This window comes from Rhizobium sp. 21-4511-3d (assembly GCF_053522545.1).
This window is the reverse complement of the sequence record NZ_JBNWCF010000015.1, coordinates 41,707-66,539: the sequence shown is the minus strand read 5'-3', so window position 1 is coordinate 66,539 and position 24,833 is coordinate 41,707. Positions and strand designations below refer to the sequence as shown.

The following is a 24,833-nucleotide window of genomic DNA, read 5'->3' as shown; positions in this document are numbered from 1 at the left end:
GCAGTTCTATTCCGCGCCGTCCATGGTGAGAACGTCGGCGATGCTTCTCCGGGACTGAAATGAAACCTCGGCGGGATGATTACGCCCGAGCATTTTAGAACAAAGTCCCGGACAAGAAACGCCGCGTCCGGAAGGAAGGCAAAGGCGCCAGAAGCAAAACGCAATAATGCATGCCGCGTTGGCCTGCGGCCCTAGCCGATTTGGACCATACCCGATTGAAGACGGAGAGCAAGGACGGGAATTAACAAAAACCGTTCTGCTTCAACAATTGATAGGCCTGGATGACGGCGCGGAAACGCTCCTCGGAACCACGGTCCCCGCCATTGGCGTCGGGATGGTGCTTCTTCACCAGCTCCTTGTAGCGCGTCTTGATTTCCGCGGAGGTGGCGTTGGCGGCCAGCTCCATGGTGTCGAACGCCTTGGCTTCCAGGCTCTTCAGCTTGCGCTGCTCGGGAAACCGCGGCCCGTTGCCCTTGGCATCCTTGACGAAACCGAACGGATCGCGGACGCGACTATAGGAGCCGGAGCGCACGTCCGACTGAATCGGGCTGTCCTTGGCCGACTTGTTTACGCCGACAGTCCAGGTCGGGCGATGCCCGGTGATGGCTTCTTTCTGATAGCGCGCAATCTCCCCGTCCGAGAGGCCGGAGAAATAGTTGTAGCCCTTGTTGTATTCCTTGACGTGCTCGAAACAGAACAGAAAGAACTGCCCCTCGGCATTGCGGCCGACGGGAGCGCGATGGGCACCTTTCTTGTCACAGCCGTCCCACTGACAGGTCGGGGGAGCCTGTTCTGGTTCCTGCTCGCGTTTGCGGCGGGTCCGGATGCGATCGAAATATTTGGAATCAAGTCTCATGACGGCGCTAATTATGGGGCTGCCGCGAAGCGACAACAAGAATTGACAAACGGGAATGTTGCTGGCTTCTTGGGAACCCTTTTTTCACAAGCAACGAGACGAAAACGTGACCCTGCAGGCCCGCATTGAAGAAAAACTCACCGAGGCTTTCGCGCCCGAACGTTTGAGCGTCATCAACGAAAGCCATCTCCACGCCGGGCACCAGCCTGACATAACAGGAACAGGCGAAACGCATATGCGCGTTCGCATCGTCTCTGAAAAATTTTCAGGAATGACGAGGCTCGCCCGCCACCGTGCCATCACCGAGCTGTTGAAGCCGGAACTCGACGCCGGACTGCACGCCCTGGCCGTCGAACCGGCAGCACCCGGTGAAGCCACCCGCTGGTAGCGGAGACAGCATCCATATAGGCATTCCCGCCCGGCAATCCAACCGAAAACCGCTCAGAGCGCCTTGGTCGCTTCTTCTTCCGCCGGGCGGATGCGCAGCTTGGTGATGCGGTTCTTCTCGCGCTTCATGACGATGAACCGCTTGCCATAGAAGGTGAAGGCCTGGCGCTCCTCGGGAATGGTCATCGACTCGTGGATGACCAGACCGGCGATCGTCGTCGCCTCCTCGTCCGGCAGCTGCCAATCGAGGGCGCGGTTGAGATCGCGGATCGGCACGCCGCCATCGACGACGATAGATCCATCCGCTTCCTGCCGCACGCCCTGCATGTCGATATCATGCTCATCGGAAATGTCGCCGACGATCTCCTCGAGGATATCCTCGAGCGTCACGATGCCCTGTACCTCGCCATACTCGTCGACGACGACGGCGAAATGCTGCTTCCGGCGCAGGAAGGCGTTCAGCTGGTCTTCCAGATTGGTGCTGTCGGGCACGAACCACGGCTTCTGGGCAATCTTCACGATATCGAGATTTTCGGGCTCGACATTCGGCTCTGCCAGCGCCCGCAACAGGTCCTTGGCGTGAACGACGCCGATGATGTTGTCGATCGTTCCACGCCAGAGCGGCATGCGCGTATAGGGGCTTTCGAGAATGATGCGGACGATCGCCTCCGGCGCATCGTCGGCATTGATTGCCCGCATCGCCATACGGTGAACCATGATGTCGGAAAGTTCGAGCTGGCTGAGATCGAGAACCCCACCGAGACGGTCGCGGTCAGCCTTGACCACCGATCCTTCGCGGTGGAGCAGATCGACCGCGCCACGAAGCTCCTCATGCGCCGTCAGCATCGACGTTTCGCGTGAAAGCGTGATCCCGAAAATGCCGAGGATCCTGCGAACGATTCCATTGATGAAGGACGAGACCGGGCCGACGACGGCGACAAACATCTTGACGGGACGCGAGACGCCCAGCGCAAAGCGGTCAGGCGTCGAGATCGCCCAGCTCTTCGGGAGCACTTCGGCAAAGATGACGAGAATGACGGTCATCGCCAGCGTCGCAAGCGCCACGCCCGAATTGCCGAAAAGCCCGAGGAACAGGCTGGTTGCCAGCGACGAGGAGAGAATATTGGCGAGGTTGTTGCCGATCAGCATGGCACCGATCAGCCGGTCGCGCCGTTCGATCAGCTCGCGCACGACGCCGGCGCGCTCCTCGCCATTGGCCTCAAGCGTATGGATGCGGCTGCGCGAAACGGCCGTCAGCGCCGTTTCCGAGCCGGAGAAGAAGGCAGACATGAGGACGAGGGCCACGATGGAGACGATTTCTGGCCAGTAGACGGAAAGAAATGCCAGCGTGCCTTCGATGCTCATTGAGGGTGCTTTTCCTTCAGGAAACTCAACACTTCGGATTGCGGTACGTCGTCGGCGATAAAGGACTGCCCGATGCCACGCGTCAGGATGAAGGTGAACTTGCCGTTCTTGACCTTCTTGTCCTGAGCCATCGCCTCCATCAGCCGCTCTGCCGGCGGCAGCTCGCCCGGAATATCGGACATGCGCGTCGGCAGGCCAACTTCTTTCAGATGCTTCTCGACGCGCTTGCCATCGTCGGGGCTCGCAAGGTTCATGCGCGCCGAAAACTCATGCGCCAGCACCATGCCGATCGAAACGCCTTCGCCATGCACGAGCCGGGCGCTGTCATAGGCCGTGACGGCTTCCAGCGCGTGTCCGAACGTATGACCGAGGTTGAGAAGCGCACGGGGTCCATTTTCCCGCTCGTCGGCGACGACGACATCGGATTTCGCCTGGCAGCTCGTGGCGATAGCCTCGATGCGGGCATCGCCACCGGCAAAGACCGCCTGCCAGTTCTCCTCCAGCCAGGAAAAGAAATCCGGCTTGTCGATCAAGCCATATTTCGCGACTTCGGCATAACCGGCGCGGAATTCACGCTCCGTCAGCGTGTTCAGCACGTCGGTATCGGCGAGAACCAGATCTGGCTGATGAAAGACGCCGATGAGGTTCTTGCCGTGACGGCTATTGATACCGGTCTTTCCGCCGACGGAGGAATCCACCTGCGAAAGAAGCGACGTCGGCACCTGCACGAGGCGCACGCCGCGGCGCACGATCCCGGCTGCAAACCCCGCGAGATCGCCAATCACACCGCCGCCGAGCGCGACGACATAGTCGTTCCGCTCGACACGGGCTTCCAGCACCTTGTCGCAGACCGTCATCAGATGCTCGAAACTCTTGGTCTTCTCGCCCGCCGGCAGGACAAGCGAAGAAGCGGTGATGCCTGCGGCTTCGAGGCTCGCCACCAGCGCATCAAGATAAATCGGCGCGACATTCGCATCGGTGATCACGGCGGCCTTGCGGCCCTTCAGGCGCGAGGCGATCTCCGCACCGGCGCGCGCAATCAGCCCTGGACCGATCAGGATGTCGTAGGCGCGCTCGCCGAGCGGCACATGCACCTTCTTTTCGGTGGCAACGGAAGCGATCGCATTCATGGCACTGCACTTTCGGTTTGGTATTCGATCACGGCCTTCAAGACTTCGTCGGCCATCAGTTCCTTGCGCACGTCCCGCGACAGAACGGTGACGTCAGCCTGCGCATAGACCGGGTATCGCGCATTCATCAGGTTTTCGAGCGTCTGCTTCGGGTTCTCGGTCTTCAGCAACGGCCGGGTATCGCGCTTGTTGACGCGCTCCCAGAGAACGTCGAGATCGGCTTTCAGCCAGAGCGACAGGCCGCCCTTCTTGATATGCTTGCGGGTGCGATCGTTGATGAACGCGCCGCCGCCGGTGGACACCACGCGCGGGCCGTTCTTTAAAAGCCGCTTCATCACCCGCGTTTCCAGCGCCCGGAACTCTTCTTCCCCGTAGGCTGCAAACAGCTCGGTAATCGTCATGCGCGACACACGCTCGATCTCGACATCGCTATCGACGAAGGGAATGCCGAGCTGGCTCGCGACGAGGCGGCCGACGGAGGATTTCCCGGCACCCATGAGGCCGACAAGGATAAGATTGCGGGACCCGAGCGCGGCGCGAGCTCTGTCTTTCAGACTGTCTGCAACTGTCAGAACGGGATCACTCATTGGTCCATTCACACTTTGTTTGCAAACGGTATCGACAAATGCAGGTACAGCGTCAAGTCGCGGGCAAGGGAAACATGATCCAAATGCCGCTTCTTGCACGCAATCACGCTTCTTCCTAAAAAGAAGCCGAGCCCATGGAGTTCTGGAATGCCGACCCTCTTCCGCTTTCTGGCTGTCTTGGCTGTCATAGCCGGGATCATCTATGGCGGCATGGTCGCACTCGTGACCTTCGTCGAGCCGCAGCCCCGTGACGTGACGATCCGCATCCCCTCCGAGCGCGTCAATCCGCCGGCGACGGGAACGATTGCCCCTGCAAAGAAGTGAGCCGATGCGGGATCTCGGACGCGCCCATGTGGAAGCCTTTCTCGAGATGATGAGCGCCGAACGCGGCGCGGCTCAAAACACGCTGCTCTCCTATGAGCGCGATCTTGATGACCTGCACGGCTTCCTGAGCGGCAAGAGCGTGCGGCTGACCGAGGCCGCTTCCGCCGACCTGACCGCCTATCTCTCCTCGCTTGCAAGCCAGGGCTTCAAACCCTCCTCTCAGGCACGCCGCCTCGCCGCCATGCGGCAATTCTACAAGTTTCTCTATGCCGAAGGCATCCGCACCGACGATCCGACAGGCATCCTCGACGCACCGAAGAAAGGCCGCGCCCTGCCGAAGACAATGGGCGTAGCAGAAGTCACGAAACTGCTGACACAGGCCGAACAGGAAGCGTCCGACACAGCGCCCGGCCAGCTGCAGCGCCAGCGCATGCTCGCCCTGCTGGAGCTGCTCTACGCGACCGGCATGCGCGTCAGCGAGCTCGTCTCGCTTCCCGCCCGCGTCCTCGACCAGGAAGGCCGCTTCCTGATCATCCGCGGCAAGGGCAACAAGGAACGCCTCGTTCCGCTTTCCCAATCGGCAGTCGCCGCGCTGAAGGTCTATGGCCGCTCGATGGCAGTGGAAAACGCCAATAGCAAACAGCCTGTGGAAAGCCCCTGGCTCTTTCCGGCTGCCTCGAAGGAAGGTTATCTTCCCCGTCAGGTCTTTGCCCGCGATCTCAAGAATCTGTCGATCCGGGCCGGGCTGACGCCGTCGATGATCTCGCCGCACGTGATGCGCCACGCCTTCGCCAGCCATCTCCTGGCCAATGGCGCAGACCTTCGCGTCGTGCAGGAACTCTTGGGACATTCGGACATTTCGACCACGCAGATCTATACCCACGTCCTCGAAGAACGCCTGCAACAACTGGTGCAAACGCATCACCCTCTTGCAAAACAGGCGAAAAAGCACGAATAGGACCGGCGACAAGGGGCGACGCCAGCAATTTGCCCTGGGCACAAGGAACGGAAACGCACCTCATGCACAACTATCTCGACTTCGAAAAGCCGATCTCCGACCTCGAAGCTAAGATCATCGAACTGAAGAAGCTCGCGTCCGAGGGCGAGAGCATCGACACTTCGGATGAAGTCGGCCGCCTCGAAGTTCGCGTTCGCGAAGCGATGGTCGATATCTATTCCAAGCTCAACGCCTGGCAGAAGACGCAGGTCGCGCGCCATCCGCAGCGTCCGCATTTCGTCGATTATGCCAAGGTGCTGTTCCAGGAATTCACGCCGCTCGCCGGCGACCGCAAGTTTTCCGAGGACGCCGCCATCCAGGCCGGCCTCGCCCGTTTCCGTGGCCAGCCTGTCGCCGTCATCGGCCAGGAAAAGGGCAACGACACCAAGAGCCGCCTGAAGCACAATTTCGGCAGCGCACGTCCTGAAGGCTATCGCAAGGCGATCCGCGTTCTCGAAATGGCAGACCGCTTCAGCCTCCCGGTCGTAACGCTCGTCGACACCGCAGGCGCCTATCCGGGCGTTGGCGCCGAAGAGCGCGGCCAGGCGGAAGCCATCGCCCGCTCCACGGAAATGTGCCTTGGCGTCAAGGTTCCGATCATCTCCGTCGTCATCGGCGAAGGCGGTTCGGGCGGCGCCATCGCCATCGCCACCGGCAACAAGGTCTTCATGCTCGAACATTCGATCTACAGCGTGATCTCGCCGGAAGGCGCGGCTTCGATCCTCTGGCGCGATTCCACCCGCGCCAAGGAAGCGGCGACCAACATGAAGATCACCGCCGAAGACCTGAAATCGCTGGGCATCATCGACGGCATCATTCCGGAGCCGCTCGGTGGCGCGCACCGCGATCCGGACAACGTCATTGCCGCGACCGGCGACGTCATCGCCAACGCTCTGGCCGAACTTTCGCCCCGCACCGGCGAGCAGCTGCGCAACGATCGCCGACAGAAATTCCTGTCGATGGGTCGTAACCTCTAAGGCAAAGCCAGTGAAAATGGCCCGATTGGGGCCAAATCTTGGCCACAATAATGTTATCTACCGAACTTCGTGCTTGCGGGGGCGCCGCAGGCAGGTCATAGGCTGGTAAGGATTTGTAAAGTATAAGCCGCCTATGATTCCTGGTAATGCCCGGAACTCTGCGTGCGGAGTGGGCTGAATCCTTAGTTGGGCTAGTTGAATGCGCATTCGTCATTTCGCCTACGTGTCGCTGATGGCGCTCGCACTTGCGGGCTGCAACGACACTCTCGAATCCGCCAGCAAGATCGACCTCTCCACCGTCAAGAACAAGGTGGAGCAACCGCTGCCGCCGCGCATCCTGGCGCAGATGAGCGCCAAGAGCATGGATCGCAATTCGCCGATCCTGATCCGCATCTTCAAAGAGGAAGGCGCGCTCGAGATCTGGAAGGCGAAGACCGACAACCGTTTCGACAAGATCGCCGACTACAAGATCTGCGCCTGGTCCGGCCGTCTCGGCCCGAAGGTGAAGACCGGCGACCGTCAGGCCCCGGAAGGTTTCTACAACCTCACCCGTGCCAACCTGAACCCGAATTCGAAATATTATCTCGCGATCAACACCGGCTTCCCGAACAAGTATGACGCCGTCAACGGCCGTACGGGTTCCGATCTGATGATCCACGGCGCCTGCTCATCATCGGGCTGCTATTCGATGACCGACGAACAGGTCCTCGAGATCTATGCCTTCGCGCGCGACGCCTTCAAGGGCGGCCAGACCTCGGTGCAGCTGCAGGCCTTCCCGTTCCGCATGACTGCGGAAAACATGTACAAGCACCGGCTCGATCCGAGCTACGACTTCTGGAAGATGCTGAAGGTCGGCTACGACAATTTCGAAGTCACCAAGCGTCCGCCTGACGTCAATGTCTGCGAGAAGAAATACGTCTTCAACCAGCAGACCACCGATGGCGGCGCCTTCAATCCGGCCGGCAAGTGCCCGGCCATGTCGACGCCTCCGGCACTCGCATCCGCGCTGTCGTCCTACGACAAGACCTACGCGATGGATTATGCCAAGGCCGAGAAGAAGTTCGATGGCCTCGCCTGGTACGATCCGACAGAAGCCGAGCGCAAGGCAGTCGTCGCCAAGACCCGCAAGGGCCGCGAACTCGCCTACGCCCCGACCGGCACCTCGCTGGAAGCTGGCCGCATGGTCAAGGTCGCCGAACTCGAAGGCATGATGTCGAAGCCGGCTGTCCCCGCGACGGTCCCGGAAGCGGCGATCGCATCGGCTGCCCCGGCAGCAGCGCCGGCTACGGCAGCGCCCGCCGCCGCTCCGGCCGCAGCCAACGCCACGGCCGTGGCAGCAGCAACGCCTCCAAACGTTCCGGTTCCGCAGCAGAACCCGCTCGCCTTCGCACCCGAGCCGCCGCAGGAAACTGCCGACGCCTCCAAGAAGCCGTTCTGGAAATTCTGGTCCAAGAATTGAGCGGTACCGACGCCGTCGTCACTTATGACCTTCGCGGTCTGAAGTGCCCCCTGCCCGTCCTGAAGACGCGCCGCAAGATGTCATCCATGGCAAGCGGCGCGCTGATCCGCGTCGAAACCACCGACCCGCTGGCAGGCATCGACATCCCGCACTTCTGTAACGAAGACGGTCATCAGTTGCTGGAAACGGAAAAAACCGAGACCGGTCACAGCTTCCTGATCCGCAGGAAATAAGCCTCAGATCTTCATGCCGGGAATGGCGAGCGGATTGTCGTGAAGTGCGGCACGGTCCGGCGTATCGATACGCGGCTTGCCGAGAAACGCATCGAACAGCGTCTTCACGAAATCCTCCGGCAGATCCTTGGTGATCAGCACCATGCGCGTGCGCCGGTCGCTGGCGTCAGGCCATGCAGGCAGCCGCACCGGCGGATGGAAGATGTTCTGCACGCCGTGCAGCACCAGCGGCTTGTCCGGCCTGTCCGATACCGCGACGATCGCCTTCATCCGCAGCAGCTTCTCGCCGTGCGCCGAGCGCAGCAGATCGATGAACATCTCCAGCGCCATCGGATCGATCGGCTTCTCCTCGACGATCGAGAAGGACCGGATCGAGGCATCGTGACGGTTCACGTCGTGTGGATCCTGATCGTCGTGGCCGTGATGGTGGTGGTGATGCCCGTGATGATGATCGTGACCATGGTCATGGTGGTGATGATGATGCGCATCATGAGCATCTTCATCGCGCAGCCAGCGGCCGACATCGGCGATCTTCGTGTCCGGATCGTAGAGCCCGTTGACGAGAACGGCAGCCGTACCGGCCTCGCCGCCATCGGCGTCCATCAGCGCAGCCCGCGGATTGAGGTCGCGCAGCCGCGCCTCAAGCTTCGACAGCATCCCTGCATCTGCCATCGGCCGCTTGGAGACGATCAGCCGGTCGGCAACCGCCACCTGCTTGCGGGCTTCCTCGTGATTGTCGAGCGTCTGCAGCCCGTTGACCGCATCGACGACGGTGACGACGCCATCCAGCTGGAAATTCGTGGCAATGATCGGATTGCCCATGATCGCCTGCATCACCGGTGCCGGATCGGCAAGCCCCGTCGTCTCGATGACGATGCGCTTCACAGCCTTCACGCGGCCGGTCTGGATCGCATCCATCAGATTGGCCAGCGTATCGACCAGCTCGCCGCGCACGGTGCAGCAGAGGCATCCATCCGAAAGCTCGATGATCGCATCGCCGGAGCTTTCGACCAGCAGGTGGTCGATACCGACATCGCCGAACTCATTGATGATGACGGCCGCTTCCTTCATCGCGGGATCCTTGAGGATCCGGTTCAGAAGCGTCGACTTTCCTGCACCGAGAAAGCCGGTGAGGATAGTGACCGGGATCCGGTCTGCATGCAGGCTCATGGGACTTGCCTTTAGAAGGACGTGGGACGCGGCAGCGGCACCGGAACATTGGCGGCATCGCCGATCGCATCCGCCTTGGCGGTCTTGTCGGGCTGCGGATCCTGGCCGGGGATCAGACCGGCGAAGACGAAGTTCGGCTCGTGGTCCATTTCATGGATATAGGGCGACTGCACCTTCATGCGGCCCACTTCATCGCGCGTTTCGCTGCGTACCTTGGCGCCCTTGGCGCTGCAGATGTCGGCGCTGATATCGGTGACCGCATCCTGCCCCGGCCCATAGGGCTTGAGCGAGCGGAGCGTATCGCCCGAGGACGTCGGCGAGGAGAATGCCTTCTCCAGCAGGTTGGCCGTCGCATCGGCGCGCGCCGCAAGGCTGTCCGTGCCAAGCACGACGGAAACCACCGTGCGTCCGTTGCGGGTCGCCGAACCGATCTGGTTGAAGCCCGAAGCGCAGATGAAGCCGGTTTTCATGCCGTCGGCACCGGCAAAGCGGCCGATGAGGAGATTGATGCTCGGTGTATTCGTCTTGCCGTTGGTGAAGCCTTCGAGCGCGAAATAGCCGGCATATTGCGGGAAGTCGCGGCGCAGAGCGACCGTCAGGATCGCCAGATCGCGCGCCGTCGTGTACTGGCCCTTGCCGGGCAGGCCGTTCGGATTGACGAAATGCGAATCCGTCATGCCGAGTTTGACGGCCTCGGCATTCATCCGCAGCACGAAGGCATCCTGCGTGCCCGCGACCGCCTCAGCGACGGCAACCGCGATATCATTGGCCGACTTGACCATCAGGATCTTCAGCGCGCTGTCGAGCGTCAGCTTCTGGCCGGGCTTGTAATACATCTTGGCGGCAGGCTGGGCGGCAGCCTGCTTGCTCATCACGATCGGGGTGTCGAGGCTGATCTGGCCGGAGCGGATGGCATCGAAGGTCGTATAGACGGTCATCAGCTTGGTCAGCGATGCCGGATACCATTTGCGGAAGGCTTCCTCATGCTCGATCACGCGGCCGCTCTGGACATCGACGAGAATATGCGGATTGGCCTGCGCCAGCGGCACCGAAGAAAGCAGAGCTGCGGCAGCACTGACTGCGAATGATACCGGCCGCAAAGCAGCGAACAAACGATTCTGGCGCGTCGACACGTCTAGTCCTTAAATTGTCCGGAAATCTCGAAACCTTCACCTATTTAACGTATATGGCCATGACATGGCAAAGGCCATTGAATAAGTTCTTTTCGCGGCACCATGTCTTGAGTGCCGTGGAAAACCCGTTGTCGCTATAGGAATTTTCGCATGCCGATTTTGAACAGAGCCGCTGAATTGCAGGATGAAGTGACCGAGTGGCGCCGCCATATTCACGCCCGGCCCGAGCTGCTGTTCGCCGTCGAAAACACCGCCGCTTTCGTCGCCGAGAAGCTCAAGGAGTTCGGCGTTGACGAAATCGTGACCGGCATCGGCCGCACTGGAGTCGTCGGCCTGATCAAGGGCAAGGGCGAAGGCCGCACCATCGGCCTGCGCGCCGATATGGACGCACTGCCGCTCACCGAAATCACCGGCAAGCCCTGGGCTTCGACCACAGCCGGCAAGATGCATGCCTGCGGCCATGACGGTCACACGGCCATGCTGCTCGGCGCCGCGAAATATCTGGCCGAGACGCGCAACTTCACCGGCAATGTCGCCGTCATCTTCCAGCCCGCCGAAGAAGGCGGCGGCGGCGGCAATCTGATGGTCAAGGACGGCATGATGGAGCGCTTCGGCATCGAAGAGGTCTATGGCATGCATAACCTGCCGGGCCTGCCCGTCGGCCAGTTCGCCATCCGCAAGGGCCCGATCATGGCAGCGACCGACGAATTCACCGTCACCATCAAGGGCCGCGGCGGCCACGCCGCCCAGCCGCACCGGACGATCGACCCGATCGCCATCGGCGCGCAGATCGTTTCCAACCTGCAGATGATTGCCGCCCGAACCGTCGATCCGCTGCGTTCGGTCGTCATCTCCGTTACCAAGTTCAACGCCGGCTTCGCCCACAACGTCATTCCCAACGACGCCCAGATCGCCGGCACGATCCGCACGCTCGACGGTGAGGTTCGCGACCTCGCCGAAAGCCGCTTCAAGCAGGTGGTGAACGGCGTTGCCGCCACCCACGGCGCCGAAGCCGAAATCGCCTTCCATCGCAATTACCCGGTTACCGTCAACCACGCCGACGAGACCGGCCACGCGATCGCAACGGCAACCGACATCGCCGGTGCGGCAAACGTCAATCCCGAGATCGATCCGATGATGGGCGGCGAGGATTTCTCCTACATGCTGAACGCCCGCCCCGGCGCCTTCATCTTCATCGGCAACGGCGACACCGCAGGCCTGCACAACCCGGCCTACGATTTCAACGACGAGGCCATCGCCCACGGCATTTCCTACTGGGTCCGGCTGACAGAACAGCGCCTCGGCGCCTGACCCGATACTTACAGCGAAACCTGAAAAAGGCTTGGCTTCCCGCCAAGCCTTTTGTATGCATGAGCCCCAAGTGGTTCCGTAGCTCAGCAGGATAGAGCATCAGATTCCTAATCTGAGGGTCACGCGTTCGAATCGCGTCGGAATCACCATTTTCAGATGAATAGGCATAGTTTATCGCGGAACGTTCGCGCGGCGTTCCCGGGTATATCGGGGAACGAAGCCATCTCACGCCGCCATACCGTCGCCGACTGCCGGTATTGCTGAGAAGTAGCACACCCCTCCCGCCAAGGCGGAAGGGGCGCGAATAGCTCTGAAATCAGCCCGGGGTCAGCGTCATCGAAGCGCTGCCGGCAGCGACGTTGAGGCCGAGCTGGCCGGTGACGCTGAGGGCCTGGAGGTGGATCGAGCCGGAGGTGCCGCCGATCAGGACGTTGGCGCCGACGCCGGCACCGACGGTGGCTTCGGCCGATGCGCCGACATAGAGGCCGCCGAGCGAGCCGCGGTGATAGCCCGCGGTCGGTGCGAAGACGGCCCAGACGAGGCGGCTGCGGGTGGTGAAGCCGAGGTCGATGCCGAGCTTGCGGATATCGCCGGTATAGTGGTCGGTGACCTCATTGCCGATCGTCGAGCTAAAGACGCAATCGGCTTCCTTGGCAGAACCCAGCACATAGCCGAGACCGCCGCCGATATCGCAGGTGAGCATGCCGATCTTGACGACGCCGCGCGTATCCGGTTCCTCGTAGGTCCGGACCATATCGGCTGCACTGGCCGCCGTAACGCAAGCCTGGGCAAGCGAAGCTGCTACAACTACCATCGCAATGGTCTTTTTCATCATGGTCTCCTTCTCAAAATGGCACCGGCAGCTTCAGATCGAAAACGCACCGGCAAGCAAACCCAGCCACAAATAACGTATGGGATCGCAGAACGATCCAAACAGCCTTCATTGTTTCCATGCGCAATGAAGAACGTCCTTAACGTTCTGATCGCAAAGGGGACAATTCGAAGGCAGGACCGTTGCTTATTGGCCGCACTCGATGTCCGAATGCCCGCTTGGGCAACCCCACGCAGAAATTGAGCGGTAGCTGATCATAGCCGCCTTCGGGCGAAAAACCTAAATATTTCGTAAGGTTGGAACCGGCCCACCGTCTGGCGAGTTCATCGTCCGGTTAATTGAAAGGCCAAAACCATGAAATCTCTTATTCTTGCTTCCATGCTTGCCGCAGCCGCCATAGTCTCCACCACCGCCCCGTCCCAGGCGGCCAGCATGACGGTCACCACCACCGAGCGCGGTCCGGACCATCATTGGCACAAGCCGATGCACGTCATGACGCATTGCTACACCAAGACGGCCCGCATTCATGAACACGGCCACTGGGTCGTCAGGAAGACCCGCGTCTGCCGCTAACAGATAGCTCAGCATGATTGAAACCGGCCGCCACGCGGCCGGTTTCTTGTTGGACGGACGCCAATCGCCGCAGCTGGAACTTTGAGAAAAGGCGGGCGTTAAGCTGGCAAAACAGGAGTTTTGTCATGCGTCATAAACTTGCTTTGCTCACCATCGCCTATGTCGCGATCAGCGCCATCCTGCTGGTGCTCGCCTATCATCCGCAGGGTCCGGTCACCACGCAGAAGACCGACCGTGTCGCCGGCGCCAGTACCGGACAGCATTTCCTGGTGGAGCGCTTCGCCGGCTGATCAGCTGAGCGCCGGCTTGTAGGCGACGACATGGAAATACTCTTCCTCGGGAAGGGTCCCGCCCCTGAGAAGGTGGCCATCGACGGAAAACAGCATCGGATCGCCGTCGAAACCGCTGGCGCCCAATTGCGCCCGCAGCTGCTGCGGCGTCGTCGCATAGACCATGATGCCGAAGTCATGGGCGCGGTGGAGCAGAATCGCATGTTCGCCCTCGCGTTGCTCAAGCGGGGCAAACCGGCGCTCGCGAACGAGACCCATCGCATGCTTTACCAGCCGGAAGCCGAGCCTCAGCGGATCGTTCGACCAGACGATAGATGAGCGCGCCCGCTTCTCTCCGAACCCATGCCAGTTGCGATTGAAGGTGGAGAAGACGAAGGTCCCGCCTGCCCTGAGCACGCGCGATACCTCGGACAGAACGGCCCGGCGCCCCTCCGCATCGACAGAATCGATGCCGTTGTAGCTGAAGAGCACGAGATCGAAGCTGGCATTGCCGAAAGTCGAGACATCGCGCGCATCCATATGCGCCAGCTGCGCCTGCGGATAATTGTGCTGGGCGAGCTCCACCATTTCAGGCGTATAGTCGATGCCGACATAGTCTGCGGCGATATCGCAAAACAGCCCGGTCGTCCGTCCGCCGCCAATGCCGATATCCAGGATCCGCCCGCCGCTCGCGCGCTTCCGCGCGATCTCGAACACCAGCCGTTCGCCTTCGTTGATGAAGCCGGTGCTCGCCCGGTAATCGCGCCGGGCGATCGGATTGCGCCAGGTCTTGCGGTTGATCTCTTCCATGCGATGCATTGCGGCACCTCCGGTTAAGCCAGTTGCATGGCTCTAGACCTAGGCCGCAAGACAGGTGGGGTCCAATTACAGAACGTTAATCTTTTGTTAATGGTTAACGCGCGCAATTTTACCCGAGCAGGATCTGGTTGCGGACGTCGTGGACCCCCTGCACAGCCCGGACGATCGCGGTCGCCCGCTCGATTTCGCCGACGGTCGCAACCGTGCCCGTCAGCACGATATCGTCGGCATCGGACGTCACCTGAACATCCGAGGCATCGATATCTCCGGCGGTCGCCAGCGCCTCGGCAGCGGCGATTTCCAACGCCGCGTGATTGACGAACTCCACCTCGATCTCCGGCTGCTTGCCATGAAATGTGGCTTCCTTGAAAACCATCACTCGTCCTCCTTCTGGTGATCTCAGGGAAACGCCGGAGGCCGGGCTTGGTTTCAGATCACCAGGTGACGCGGTAGTTGACGTTGACGCTGGCGGCGCGCCCGGCGGAGAGCGGATCGTTGACGGCAGCGTTGAGATTGAGGTTCGGCAGGATGTTCTGGCTGACGCCGACGGTGCTCGAAAAATCCTGCCCGAAATCGGTAACGCTGCCATTCGCCGTCAGCGATGTCCCCGTCCAGGGGTAGATGAGCTTGACGGCCTGCGTAGCCGTCACCGAGGTCTGGCGCACCGCAAGCGGGTCATAACCGACATTGACGAAGCGGCTGGTCTGCAGGTCGAGAGAGTCGGACAGGATGAAGCTCTTCGCGCGGCTGAGCATCAGCGAACCACTGCCCCGCAGGGTATCGACCCGCACGCCCGCCGATTGCTGTGCATTGCCGGCCGGCGTCACCCGGACGCGGGTGATTTTGCCCCAGAGGGTCGCCTGCCCCGATCCCGGCAGGATCGCATCGCCATCGGTTGCGGCGAGCCCGAGATCGGCGCCTGCGCTGGTTTCCCATTCGAATGGCAGGCGGAAACCCATCGTCGCCTTGTAGGACTGATCGGAGACCTGCACCGGATTCCATATCAACAGATTATCCGCCCGCGCGGGAAACGCGGCCAGAGCCCCTACGGCGAAGAGAAAGGTCATTTTCAGCATCGTCAGCAAGCCGGTCCCTTGGCGCCTGAAGCGCGCAACAATCATGCAGATGCGCCTCGCGGCACCTCTGTCGATCCTCCCGATTTTTGAAATGGCAGAGGCATCGCGATGCCCTCTACCCGATGCGCCGGAGCGCTGGGATACACCAATGGCCGCAACCAGCCGCGCATCCCGTGATCCTCCACGGATGTTATAAGAATCCCATCCCGATGCCGCTCTGTAAACCCCGCTGGAAGAGAAAACTGCTGCGTTGCACACTTGCCGCACCCCGGAAAGCGCGCTAGAGCCGAAGACAAATGACGGCTCTGGATAAGACACGCGCATGAAGACCGGCCCTAACGCGCCGCGGCGCCTCAGCATTTTCGGCTCAACCGGCTCGATCGGCGTCAACACGCTCGATGTGGTCACCCAGCTTGGTGGCCGCGAGGCCTTCGAGGTCGTCGCCATATCAGGCAACGCCAATGTGGCACTGCTGGCGGAGCAGGCAAAAGCCTGCGGCGCCGAACTCGCCGTCACCGCCGACGAGGCAAGCTACGGAGCCCTGAAGGATGCACTGTCCGGCACCGGCATCGAGGTCGCCGCAGGCCGCGAAGCCCTAATCGAGGCGGGAGCCCGCGACGCCGATGTCGTCATGGCGGCGATCGTCGGGACGGCCGGTTTGGAACCGACATTGGCAGCCGCCAGACGCGGCGCCGACATCGCGCTCGCCAACAAGGAATGCCTGGTGTCCGCCGGCGAGCTCTTCGTCAAGGCCGTGGCCGAAGGCGGCGGGCAGCTTATCCCTGTCGACAGCGAACACAGCGCCATCTTCCAGTCGCTCGAAGACGGCCAGCATCATGCGATCGAACGCATCGTGCTGACCGCCTCGGGAGGCCCGTTCCGTACCTGGACGCGTGAGCAGATGGCCGGTGTTACCGCCGATATCGCCCGTGCCCATCCGAACTGGTCGATGGGATTGAAGATCTCGATCGGCAGCGCCTCGATGTTCAACAAGGCACTGGAGATGATCGAGGCGAAACACCTCTTCGATCTGCGTCCCGACCAGGTGGAAGTCATCGTCCATCCGCAGTCGGTGATCCACTCAATGGTCGGCTATGTCGACGGCTCGGTGCTGGCGCAGCTCGGCTGCCCCGACATGCGCACGGCGATCGGCTATGCGCTGACCTATCCGAACCGCTCGAAGCTCGACGTCGAACGGCTGGATTTCGCAAAGCTCGCGCGGCTCGATTTCGAGGCGCCCGACGAAGTGCGCTTCCCGGCCCTGCGGCTCGCCCGCACCGCGCTCGAGCGCGGCGGCCTGCAGGGCGCCGTCATGAATGCCGCTGAAGAGATCGCCTTCCACGCCTTCTGTGACGGCCGTATCGGCTTCCTGGAGATGGCAGATATCGCCGAACGCGTCATGGACGACATGACCGGCTACAAGGCGGCGGCAACGATGGAAGACGTCTTTGCCGCCGATGGCGAGGCGCGACGTCGGGCCGGCGAAATCATCGCCCAAAAGGAAATGGCCGCTTAAGCGGCCATTTGTTTATCAAGCTAATTTCCGTTCACTCAGGCAACGTGCCGCGCCAGTGCGCAGCGCGACCAGAGCGAATGCAGCGCACCGATCAGATGCTCGATATCGGCATCCGTATGCTGCGGCGTCGGCGTGAAGCGCAGGCGCTCGGTCTTCTTCGGCACCGTCGGGTAGTTGATCGGCTGCACGTAGACGCCGAAATTGTCGAGCAGCAGATCCGAGATCCACTTACACTTGGCCGCATCGCCGACCATGACCGGCACGATATGGCTCGGGTTCGGCATATGCGGAATACCCTGCTGATCGAGCAGCACGCGCAGCTTGCGCACGCGATCCTGATGACGGGCACGCTCGAACGGGCTGGACTTCAGATGCTGGATCGAGGCGACCGCACCGGCGGCGAGAGCCGGCGGCAGCGAGGTCGTGAAGATGAAGCCCGATGCAAACGAGCGAATGAAATCGCAAAGCGCCGTCGAGGCCGCGATATAGCCGCCCATAACGCCGAAAGCCTTGGCAAGCGTGCCTTCGATGACCGTGATCCGGTCCATCAGGCCTTCGCGCTCGGCAATACCGCCGCCGCGCGGGCCGTACATGCCGACGGCATGGACTTCGTCGAGATAGGTCATCGCGCCATACTTGTCGGCGAGATCGCAGATTTCCTTGATCGGCGCGATATCACCGTCCATCGAGTAGACGCTTTCGAAAGCGATCAGCTTCGGCGCCTTCGGATCGGCGGCCGCCAGCTTCGCTTCGAGATCGTGGATGTCGTTATGCTTCCAGATCACCTTCTCGCACTTCGCATAGCGAATGCCTTCGATCATCGAAGCGTGGTTCAGTGCGTCAGAGAAGATGATCATGCCGGGGATCTTGCCGCCGAGCGTGCCGAGTGCGGCCCAGTTCGAGACATAACCCGACGTGAAGGTCAGCGCGGCTTCCTTGCCGTGCAGATCGGCGAGCTCGCGCTCAAGCAGAACGTGATAGTGGTTGGTGCCAGAGATATTCCGGGTGCCTCCCGCACCCGCGCCACAGTGCTCGATGGCGGCTTTCATCGCCTCGATCACTTTGGGATGCTGGCCCATGCCGAGATAGTCGTTGGAGCACCAGACTGTTACGTCTTTCGGGCCGTCGGCCGTGTGGCGCGTCGCACGCGGGAAACTTCCGCGGTGGCGCTCAAGGTCGGCAAAAACGCGATAGCGGCCTTCGGCGTGAAGACCTTCCAGCTCGCTTTTGAAAAACGCTTCGAAATCCATGCATATGCTCCAGTATCGCGCGATCGTTTTGCTGGGCACACCGACGCGCGTCAACCCATGGCCCCTGCTTTAGCATCAACTGCGGCAAAAGGCGCATATTTTTGAATCATTCCAGACGAAAAAGCTTCAACCCAGCCGATAAAGCGGCTGGGTTGACATATCGGGAATGCCGTCAATTGCCCTGTAGCTAACCTACAGCGGCAACCGCGCGCTTCGTCATGACTTTTATCAAATTGGCGCGATATTCCGCGCTGGCATGCAGATCGGAGAGCAGGCCGCTGGCATCGACCTGAACGCCCATCGCCGCATCCGGCGACCAGTTGGCAGCAAGAGCCGCCTCAAGGCCGCCGTGCCGGAAGGCGCCGTTGCTGCCCGCCCCTGCGATACCGACCCGAACCGTACCCCCTGATTTGGTCACGAGAACGCTGGTCATCGCATAGCGCGAGGCCGGGTTGCGGAACTTGGCGTAGCCGGCCTTGTCCGGCGCATCGAAGCTGACCCCGGTGACGATCTCGCCATCCCCGAGCGCCGTCTCGAACAGACCGGTGAAGAACTGGTCTGCCGCAAGCTGCCGCTTGCTGGTGATGATGGTCGCGCCGAGCGCCAGCATAGCCGCCGGATAATCCGCCGCCGGATCGTTGTTGGCGATCGAGCCGCCGATCGTTCCCATGTGCCGGACATGCGGATCGCCGATCAGCCCGGCGAGCTCACAGAGAGCCGGACACACGCCGCGGATGGCGGACGAGGCCGCCACTTCGGCATGCGTCGTTGCCCCGCCGATCGTCACCTTGCGGCCATCGACCTTGATGCCCTTCATCGCATCGATGTGGCGCAGATCGACGAGATCGCTTGGTGCGGCGAGCCGCTGCTTCATCGTCGCGATCAGCGTCATGCCGCCAGAGACGAACTTGCCTTCCGGCTTGCCCGAGATCAGCTTGACGGCTTCATCGACCGAAGAAGCGCGGTGATAATTGAGTTCATACATGGCCCGTCCTCCTCAGTTCGTTGCGCGTGCTGCCATCCACACCTTCTGCGGCGTGGCGGGCATGGTCAGCATATTGTTGCCGATCGCGTCGGTGATGGCGTTCATCAGCGCCGGCGGAGAACCGATCGCACCCGCCTCGCCGCAGCCCTTGATGCCCAGCGGATTGCTGGGGCAGGGCGTGTTCTGGTGCGAAATCTTGAACGACGGCAGATCGTCGGCGCGTGGCATGGCGTAATCCATGTAGCTTGCCGTCAGCAGCTGGCCGTTCTCGTCATAGTGGACGCCTTCGAGCAACGCCTGGCCAATGCCCTGGGCGATACCGCCATGCACCTGCCCCTCGACGATCATCGGGTTGATGATATTGCCGAAGTCGTCGGCCGCGACGAACTGCACGATCTTGGTATGGCCTGTTTCCGGGTCGACCTCGACTTCGCAGATGTAGCACCCGGCCGGGAAGGTGAAGTTCGACGGATCGTAGAACGCAGTCTCCTTCAAGCCGGGCTCCATGCCCGCCGGCAGGTTGTGCGCGGTATAGGAGGCGAGCGCCACCTGGAACCACGGCAGCGCCTTGTCGGTACCGGCGACCTTCAGCTCGCCATTCTCGACGACGATATCGCTCTCGTCAGCTTCCATCAGATGCGCGGCGATCTTCTTCGCCTTGGCCTCCACCTTGTCGAGCGCCTTGACGACCGCTGACATGCCGACGGCGCCGGAGCGCGAGCCGTAGGTGCCCATGCCCATCTGCACTTTGTCGGTGTCGCCATGGACGATCGAGACGCTGTCGATCGGAACGCCGAGACGGTCCGCTACCAGCTGCGCGAAGGTCGTCTCGTGGCCCTGGCCATGGCTGTGCGAGCCGGTCAGAACCTCGATCGTGCCGACGGCATTGACCCGCACTTCCGCCGATTCCCACAGGCCGACCCCGGCACCGAGCGAGCCGACCGCCTGAGACGGCGCGATGCCGCAGGCTTCGATATAGCAGCTCATGCCGATGCCTCGCTTCATGCCGCGATTCGCAGCCTCCGCCCGGCGGCTTTCGAAACCGCTCCAGTCGGCAGCCTGCATCGCCGCATTCAGCGATGCGTCGTAGTCGCCGGCATCATACATCATGATCACGGGTGTCTGATGCGGGAAGGAGCGGATAAAATTCTTGCGCCGGAGTTCCGCGGGCGAAATGCCGAGCTCACGCGCCGCCGTCTCCATCGTCCGCTCAAGCAGATAAGTCGCCTCCGGCCGCCCGGCGCCGCGGTAGGCATCGACCGGCGCGGTGTTGGTATAGACGGTGCGGACATTGGCGTGAATCGCCGGGATGTCGTACTGGCCGGACAGCAACGTCGCATAGAGATAGGTCGGCACCGCGGAGGAGAAGAGCGACATATAGGCGCCGAGATTGGCGATCGTATCGACCTTCAGGCCGATGATGCGATGATCCTTGTCGAAGGCCATCTTCACCTTGGAGACATGGTCGCGCCCATGCGCATCCGTCAGGAACGCCTCGGTGCGATCGGAATTCCACTTCACGGGAACGCCGGTTTTCTTCGAGGCCCAGAGACAGACGATCTCTTCCGGATAGATGTAGATCTTCGATCCGAAGCCGCCGCCGACATCGGGCGCAATCACCCTCAGCTTGTTTTCCGGCGCGACATTGTAGAAGGCGCTCATCACAAGACGGGCCACATGCGGGTTCTGGCTGGTCGTGTAGCAGGTGTAGTGATCCTCGGCGGAATCGTAGATCCCGAGCGCCGCGCGGGGCTCCATTGGATTGGGCGACAGGCGGTTGTTGGTCAGTTCGATTTCGGTGACATGTGCCGCCTGCGAAATCGCCTTGTCGGTCGCGCCTTCGTCCCCGATCACCCAGTCGAAGATCAGATTGTCGGATGATTCCGGATGGATCTGCGGTGCCCCGGGCTTCAGTGCCTCGACGGCCTCCGTCACGACGGGAAGCTCTTCATAATCAATGCTGACGGCCTCGGCGGCATCCCGTGCTTCGCCGAGCGAATCCGCAACGACGATCGCCACGGCATCACCGACATAGCGGACAGTATCGACCGCCAGCGGCCGCCAGGCACCCATCTTCATCGGCGAACCATCACGCGAATGGATCATCCAGCCGCAGATCAGATTGCCGATGCCGTCGGCGAGCAGCTGCTTGCCGTCAAGCACGTCGATCACGCCAGGCATCGCCTTGGCGGCAGAAACGTCGATATTCTTGATCTTTGCATGTGCATGCGGGCTGCGGATGAAATAGCCGTATTTCATCCCTGGGACGACCATGTCGTCGGTATAGCGGCCCTTGCCGGTCAAAAACCGCTTGTCTTCCTTGCGTGCGACGCGTGCACCAATTCCTTCAACACCCATGATGTCCTCCAATGGGGTTTCGGGCCTGGCATTCCGCCAAAGAGTACAGTGTTCGGCAGCTGCCAGACGAATTCAGGGAGATGCTATTCGGCAGCCTGCTTGGCGCCGCCATGCATTTCGGCATTGGCAGACAGCACGGCCTTGACGATGTTGTGATAGCCGGTGCAACGACAGATATTGCCCTCGAGCTCGTGGCGGACGGTCTCTTCGTCCAGCTGGCCGCCATGCCGGTTGATCATATCAACCGAGGCCATCACCATGCCGGGCGTGCAGAAGCCGCATTGCAGGCCGTGATGCTCCTTGAAGGCAGCCTGAACCGGATGCAGTTCGCCGTTTGCGGCAAGACCCTCGATCGTCGTCACCGACGAGCCGGATGCCTGAACGGCAAGGATCGTGCAGCTCTTCACCGACTTGCCGTCCATGTGAACGACGCAGGCACCGCATTGGGTCGTGTCGCACCCGACATGGGTGCCGGTCAGGCCGAGCTTTTCGCGAATGAAATGGACGAGAAGCGTTCTTTCTTCACAGTCGCCGCTCACCGCGCGGCCATTCACCGTCAGTTTGACTTTCGCCATGATGTCCTCCTCGTGCCTCCTCCAGGCACAAGCGGCATCATTTGACTTTTTCCCTGCACTATCAACCGCTACTTTAGGGAGTTGTATCAATTTTGCTTCACTATGCGGGAGGAAAAGCCACGAGCCCTCTTGCAACGTTCTGAAATGAAGCGTGACCGGATTTTTCGTGGCACTTGCTGGACACGATTTCTTTACGCCATAGTTTGCAGGCAGCGTGACAAAAAGAAAAACACGTGAGGGACAGCTGCTGCCCGGGGGGCAGCCAACCCAGGAGATGAAAATGAAGAAGATTATTGCATTCGTACTCGTCGGCCTCTCGATCGCGAGCTGTACGCCAACCCAGCAGGGTGCCGGCATTGGCGCAGCATCCGGCGCCGTGATCGGCGGCGTTGCAACCGGTAATGTTCGTGGCGCCGCTGTTGGCGCAGCAATCGGCGGTGTCGCCGGTGCCCTGATCGGCCGTGTCGCCGAGCAGCCTGGCCAGTGCTACTACCGCGACCGGAACGGCAACCGCTATATCGACGACTGCCCGCGCGGCGGCTACTAAGACTTAAATTCAACGATGCAGAAATCCCGGCCAGCGCCGGGATTTTTCATTTTTTGTACTAAATTAGCCCAGCAACAACTTAAATTGGTACACGTTTCGCATTTTTGCCGCTAAGGTGCCCGCGGCTGGGCAACGCGAAGCTTCATTTTCATGTAACAAAAAGCGGCGGATGCAGATCAGAGGGAAGACACCGAAAGCGGGTTTCGCGTCTCGGCGGACAGGCACCATGATGGTGATCGCGGCAACAGCCGCGCTATCACCGATTCTGGTCGATGAGGCATACGCCTTCAAGCTGTTTGGCATAACGATATTCGGCAAGGACGATAGCGACGCGGAGCAGGTTCCTGATCCGGTGCGCTATGACGTCGACCTGACCGCGGGCACCGCCGATCCCGATCTCACCGAAGCGCTGCAGAACAGCTCTCGCCTGGTCGGCGACAAGGACAAGCCCGTCTCCGGCGATCTCGGCGTCGTCGTCAAGGCGCGCGACGACCGCGACCGGCTGATCGCCACGCTTTACGAAAAGGCCCGCTACGGCGGTGTCGTCACCATCACCATCGGCGGCAAGAATATCGATGATCTGCCGCCCAATCCGGTTTTCGACCGCTCTAAGCCGGTTCCGGTCAACGTTTCCGTTGATCCCGGCCCGGTCTTCCATGTCCGCGATGTCCAGTTCGGCGGCGATGCGGCGATGCGCAATCCGGCCGACTATGACCTCGCGCCCGGCCAGGAAGCCGGATCCCTCGTCATCATCAAGGCCGGCGACAAGATCGTCGAGCAGCTGAAGAGCGAAGGCCGTCCGCTTGCCAAGCTCACCAAGCGCGAGGTCGTCGCCGACCACCGCAGCAACACCGTCGACATCATCATCACCACCGAAGGCGGACCGGTCGCGCCTGTTGGCTCCGTCGGCGTCACCGGCGAAAAGGGTGTGAAGCCGGATTTCATCCAGCGCTATTCCCGCCTCAACCGCGGCGATGCCTATTCGCCCGAAGCGTTGAAAAAGGCCGGTGACCGGCTGCGGGCGCTCGGCGTCTTCTCCAGCGTCACCATTCACGAAGCCAACGAACTTGCTGCCGATGGCACACTGCCGATGACCATCGAGGTCTCCGAAGGCAAGCAGCGCTACTTCGGCTTCGGCGCCAATTATTCGACGATCGACGGCTTCGGCGTTCAGGGGTACTGGGGCCACCGCAACCTCTTCGGCGAGGCGGAATCGCTGCGCATCGAAGGCGCGGTCGGCCGTCTCGGCGAAAACGACATCAGCAATCTCGATTACTCGGCCGGCATCTCCTTCACCAAGCCCGGCGCCTTCCTGCCCGCCGGAACGCTGAAGGCATCGATCCTCGCCAAGACCGAAAACCCGGATGCCTACAATGCCTCGCTGCTCACCGGTTCGCTCGGCTATGCCTATGAGCTCAGCGATCAGGACACCGTCTCGGCAGCCGGCGAGATCAGCTACGAAAAGGACGACGACGCTTTCGGCCAGAACGAATACCTGACCTTCGCTCTGCCGCTGACCTACGAGCGCGACGCCCGCGACAACAAGTTCAACCCGACCGAAGGCTACCGCGCGACGCTCGCGGCAACCCCGAGCTACGAAGCCTTCAACGGCACGATCTTCTCCTCCTTCGAGGGCTCGATCTCCGGATATCAGGCAATCGGCGCTGAGGACAATGTCGTCTTCGCCGGGAAGCTCGCGGCCGGCTTCATGGTCGGCGGAGAGCTGCAGGACATCCCGGCGACCCGCCGCTTCTTCGCAGGCGGCGGCGGATCGGTGCGCGGCTATGGCTATCAGGAAATCTCGCCCTACGACGCCGACAACGAGGCGACGGGTGGCAAGTCCTACGTGACCGCGTCGCTAGAAGCGCGCGTGAGGGTCACCGATACGATCGGCATCGTGCCCTTCCTCGATGTCGGCACGGTCTCCGCCGAGACCTTCCCGGATTTCGGGGATTTCCGGGCCGGTGCGGGCGTCGGCATCCGCTATGCAACGCCTTTCGGCCCGTTGCGGCTTGATTTTGCCGTACCGCTGAACAAGTACGAAAATGGCACGGCCTATGGCATCTATGCCGGCATAGGCCAATCATTCTAACGGTGTGACAAG

At 61.4% G+C, this 24,833-nt stretch carries 26 protein-coding genes and 1 tRNA gene; 13 read left to right on the top strand and 14 right to left on the bottom strand.

Annotated elements, in window-relative coordinates:
- Positions 1-241: 241 nt before the first annotated feature.
- Positions 242-856: a J domain-containing protein gene (locus tag ACQZ5H_RS26765; protein WP_449099511.1), complete on the bottom strand. Its 615-nt coding sequence runs from the start codon at positions 854-856 to the stop codon at positions 242-244.
- A gap of 55 nt (positions 857-911) precedes the next feature.
- Between ACQZ5H_RS26765 and ACQZ5H_RS26760 the strand changes: the two genes are divergently transcribed.
- Positions 912-1,244 carry a BolA family protein gene (locus ACQZ5H_RS26760; protein ID WP_203427828.1) on the top strand — a complete coding sequence of 111 codons (333 nt, stop codon included), beginning with the start codon at positions 912-914 and terminating at the stop codon, positions 1,242-1,244.
- A 53-nt stretch (positions 1,245-1,297) separates the two neighbouring features.
- Here the strand turns inward: ACQZ5H_RS26760 and ACQZ5H_RS26755 are convergent, their stop codons facing one another.
- Genes ACQZ5H_RS26755 through ACQZ5H_RS26745 form a run of 3 tightly spaced genes read right to left on the bottom strand, consistent with a single transcriptional unit; the run spans position 1,298 to position 4,325 of the window.
- Positions 1,298-2,608, bottom strand: a complete 1,311-nt coding sequence (locus ACQZ5H_RS26755) for an HlyC/CorC family transporter (protein WP_112720184.1) — start codon at positions 2,606-2,608, stop codon at positions 1,298-1,300.
- Complete coding sequence (aroB, locus tag ACQZ5H_RS26750; protein WP_449099471.1) at positions 2,605-3,738, bottom strand: 3-dehydroquinate synthase; 1,134 nt, start codon at positions 3,736-3,738, stop codon at positions 2,605-2,607. Before aroB ends, ACQZ5H_RS26755 begins: the two co-directional genes overlap by 4 nt.
- On the bottom strand, positions 3,735-4,325 hold the full coding sequence (locus ACQZ5H_RS26745) for a shikimate kinase (protein ID WP_112720182.1): 591 nt from the start codon (positions 4,323-4,325) through the stop codon (positions 3,735-3,737). Before ACQZ5H_RS26745 ends, aroB begins: the two co-directional genes overlap by 4 nt.
- A gap of 147 nt (positions 4,326-4,472) precedes the next feature.
- Between ACQZ5H_RS26745 and ACQZ5H_RS26740 the strand changes: the two genes are divergently transcribed.
- The 5 genes from ACQZ5H_RS26740 (at position 4,473) to ACQZ5H_RS26720 (ending at position 8,315) form a co-directional block, all read left to right on the top strand.
- Positions 4,473-4,649: a hypothetical protein gene (locus ACQZ5H_RS26740; RefSeq protein WP_203427826.1), complete on the top strand. Its 177-nt coding sequence runs from the start codon at positions 4,473-4,475 to the stop codon at positions 4,647-4,649.
- A 4-nt stretch (positions 4,650-4,653) separates the two neighbouring features.
- A complete protein-coding gene (gene xerD, locus ACQZ5H_RS26735; protein WP_449099470.1) occupies positions 4,654-5,607 on the top strand; it encodes a site-specific tyrosine recombinase XerD in 954 nt (317 codons plus the stop codon).
- 62 nt (positions 5,608-5,669) lie between these two features.
- Positions 5,670-6,623, top strand: coding sequence for an acetyl-CoA carboxylase carboxyltransferase subunit alpha (locus tag ACQZ5H_RS26730; RefSeq protein ID WP_449099469.1), 954 nt, complete (start codon positions 5,670-5,672; stop codon positions 6,621-6,623).
- Between the two features lie 199 nt (positions 6,624-6,822).
- Positions 6,823-8,082, top strand: a complete 1,260-nt coding sequence (locus ACQZ5H_RS26725) for a L,D-transpeptidase family protein (RefSeq protein WP_199627834.1) — start codon at positions 6,823-6,825, stop codon at positions 8,080-8,082.
- Positions 8,067-8,315, top strand: coding sequence for a sulfurtransferase TusA family protein (locus ACQZ5H_RS26720; protein WP_449099510.1), 249 nt, complete (start codon positions 8,067-8,069; stop codon positions 8,313-8,315). Before ACQZ5H_RS26725 ends, ACQZ5H_RS26720 begins: the two co-directional genes overlap by 16 nt.
- Positions 8,316-8,318: 3 nt before the next feature.
- On the opposite strand, the gene ACQZ5H_RS26715 is transcribed toward ACQZ5H_RS26720, so the two are convergent.
- Both ACQZ5H_RS26715 and ACQZ5H_RS26710 read right to left on the bottom strand, forming a co-directional pair.
- Positions 8,319-9,485, bottom strand: a complete 1,167-nt coding sequence (locus ACQZ5H_RS26715; protein ID WP_449099468.1) for a CobW family GTP-binding protein — start codon at positions 9,483-9,485, stop codon at positions 8,319-8,321.
- An 11-nt stretch (positions 9,486-9,496) separates the two neighbouring features.
- The gene (locus ACQZ5H_RS26710) at positions 9,497-10,618 is read right to left on the bottom strand and encodes a D-alanyl-D-alanine carboxypeptidase family protein (protein WP_203427822.1); all 1,122 of its coding nucleotides are present in this window, start codon (positions 10,616-10,618) and stop codon (positions 9,497-9,499) included.
- A 150-nt stretch (positions 10,619-10,768) separates the two neighbouring features.
- Between ACQZ5H_RS26710 and ACQZ5H_RS26705 the strand changes: the two genes are divergently transcribed.
- Together ACQZ5H_RS26705 and ACQZ5H_RS26700 are read left to right on the top strand one after the other, a co-directional pair.
- On the top strand, positions 10,769-11,929 hold the full coding sequence (locus ACQZ5H_RS26705; protein WP_199627836.1) for a M20 aminoacylase family protein: 1,161 nt from the start codon (positions 10,769-10,771) through the stop codon (positions 11,927-11,929).
- 72 nt (positions 11,930-12,001) lie between these two features.
- A tRNA-Arg gene (locus ACQZ5H_RS26700) sits at positions 12,002-12,078 on the top strand.
- Between the two features lie 167 nt (positions 12,079-12,245).
- Here ACQZ5H_RS26700 and ACQZ5H_RS26695 read toward each other — a convergent pair.
- Positions 12,246-12,761: a DUF992 domain-containing protein gene (locus tag ACQZ5H_RS26695; RefSeq protein ID WP_449099467.1), complete on the bottom strand. Its 516-nt coding sequence runs from the start codon at positions 12,759-12,761 to the stop codon at positions 12,246-12,248.
- A 354-nt stretch (positions 12,762-13,115) separates the two neighbouring features.
- Here ACQZ5H_RS26695 and ACQZ5H_RS26690 point away from each other — a divergent pair, with 354 nt between their 5' ends.
- Together ACQZ5H_RS26690 and ACQZ5H_RS26685 are read left to right on the top strand one after the other, a co-directional pair.
- Entirely contained in the window at positions 13,116-13,334 is a 219-nt protein-coding gene (locus ACQZ5H_RS26690; RefSeq protein ID WP_112720172.1) for a hypothetical protein, read from the top strand.
- 125 nt (positions 13,335-13,459) lie between these two features.
- Positions 13,460-13,624 carry a hypothetical protein gene (locus ACQZ5H_RS26685; protein ID WP_449099466.1) on the top strand — a complete coding sequence of 55 codons (165 nt, stop codon included), beginning with the start codon at positions 13,460-13,462 and terminating at the stop codon, positions 13,622-13,624.
- On the opposite strand, the gene ACQZ5H_RS26680 is transcribed toward ACQZ5H_RS26685, so the two are convergent.
- From ACQZ5H_RS26680 to ACQZ5H_RS26670, 3 genes are all read right to left on the bottom strand, one after another.
- The gene (locus ACQZ5H_RS26680) at positions 13,625-14,422 is read right to left on the bottom strand and encodes a class I SAM-dependent methyltransferase (RefSeq protein WP_449099465.1); all 798 of its coding nucleotides are present in this window, start codon (positions 14,420-14,422) and stop codon (positions 13,625-13,627) included.
- A 109-nt stretch (positions 14,423-14,531) separates the two neighbouring features.
- The gene (locus ACQZ5H_RS26675; RefSeq protein WP_112720170.1) at positions 14,532-14,798 is read right to left on the bottom strand and encodes a BON domain-containing protein; all 267 of its coding nucleotides are present in this window, start codon (positions 14,796-14,798) and stop codon (positions 14,532-14,534) included.
- A 58-nt stretch (positions 14,799-14,856) separates the two neighbouring features.
- The gene (locus ACQZ5H_RS26670) at positions 14,857-15,489 is read right to left on the bottom strand and encodes a hypothetical protein (RefSeq protein ID WP_413710417.1); all 633 of its coding nucleotides are present in this window, start codon (positions 15,487-15,489) and stop codon (positions 14,857-14,859) included.
- Positions 15,490-15,820: 331 nt separating this feature from the next.
- Between ACQZ5H_RS26670 and dxr the strand changes: the two genes are divergently transcribed.
- A complete protein-coding gene (dxr, locus tag ACQZ5H_RS26665) occupies positions 15,821-17,014 on the top strand; it encodes a 1-deoxy-D-xylulose-5-phosphate reductoisomerase (RefSeq protein WP_112720169.1) in 1,194 nt (397 codons plus the stop codon).
- 35 nt (positions 17,015-17,049) lie between these two features.
- Here dxr and hemA read toward each other — a convergent pair whose 3' ends face one another.
- The 4 genes from hemA to ACQZ5H_RS26645 form a co-directional block, all read right to left on the bottom strand.
- Positions 17,050-18,264 carry a 5-aminolevulinate synthase gene (hemA, locus tag ACQZ5H_RS26660; RefSeq protein WP_449099464.1) on the bottom strand — a complete coding sequence of 405 codons (1,215 nt, stop codon included), beginning with the start codon at positions 18,262-18,264 and terminating at the stop codon, positions 17,050-17,052.
- Positions 18,265-18,451: 187 nt separating this feature from the next.
- A complete protein-coding gene (locus ACQZ5H_RS26655; protein ID WP_413710420.1) occupies positions 18,452-19,249 on the bottom strand; it encodes an FAD binding domain-containing protein in 798 nt (265 codons plus the stop codon).
- 12 nt (positions 19,250-19,261) lie between these two features.
- Positions 19,262-21,607, bottom strand: a complete 2,346-nt coding sequence (locus tag ACQZ5H_RS26650; RefSeq protein WP_130284302.1) for a xanthine dehydrogenase family protein molybdopterin-binding subunit — start codon at positions 21,605-21,607, stop codon at positions 19,262-19,264.
- 83 nt (positions 21,608-21,690) lie between these two features.
- Positions 21,691-22,182, bottom strand: coding sequence for a (2Fe-2S)-binding protein (locus tag ACQZ5H_RS26645; RefSeq protein WP_112720165.1), 492 nt, complete (start codon positions 22,180-22,182; stop codon positions 21,691-21,693).
- Between the two features lie 280 nt (positions 22,183-22,462).
- On the opposite strand from ACQZ5H_RS26645, the gene ACQZ5H_RS26640 reads away from it, so the two are divergent.
- Complete coding sequence (locus tag ACQZ5H_RS26640; RefSeq protein WP_112385738.1) at positions 22,463-22,729, top strand: YMGG-like glycine zipper-containing protein; 267 nt, start codon at positions 22,463-22,465, stop codon at positions 22,727-22,729.
- 169 nt (positions 22,730-22,898) lie between these two features.
- Complete coding sequence (locus ACQZ5H_RS26635; RefSeq protein ID WP_449099463.1) at positions 22,899-24,821, top strand: autotransporter assembly complex protein TamA; 1,923 nt, start codon at positions 22,899-22,901, stop codon at positions 24,819-24,821.
- The last annotated feature ends 12 nt before the right edge of the window (positions 24,822-24,833 follow it).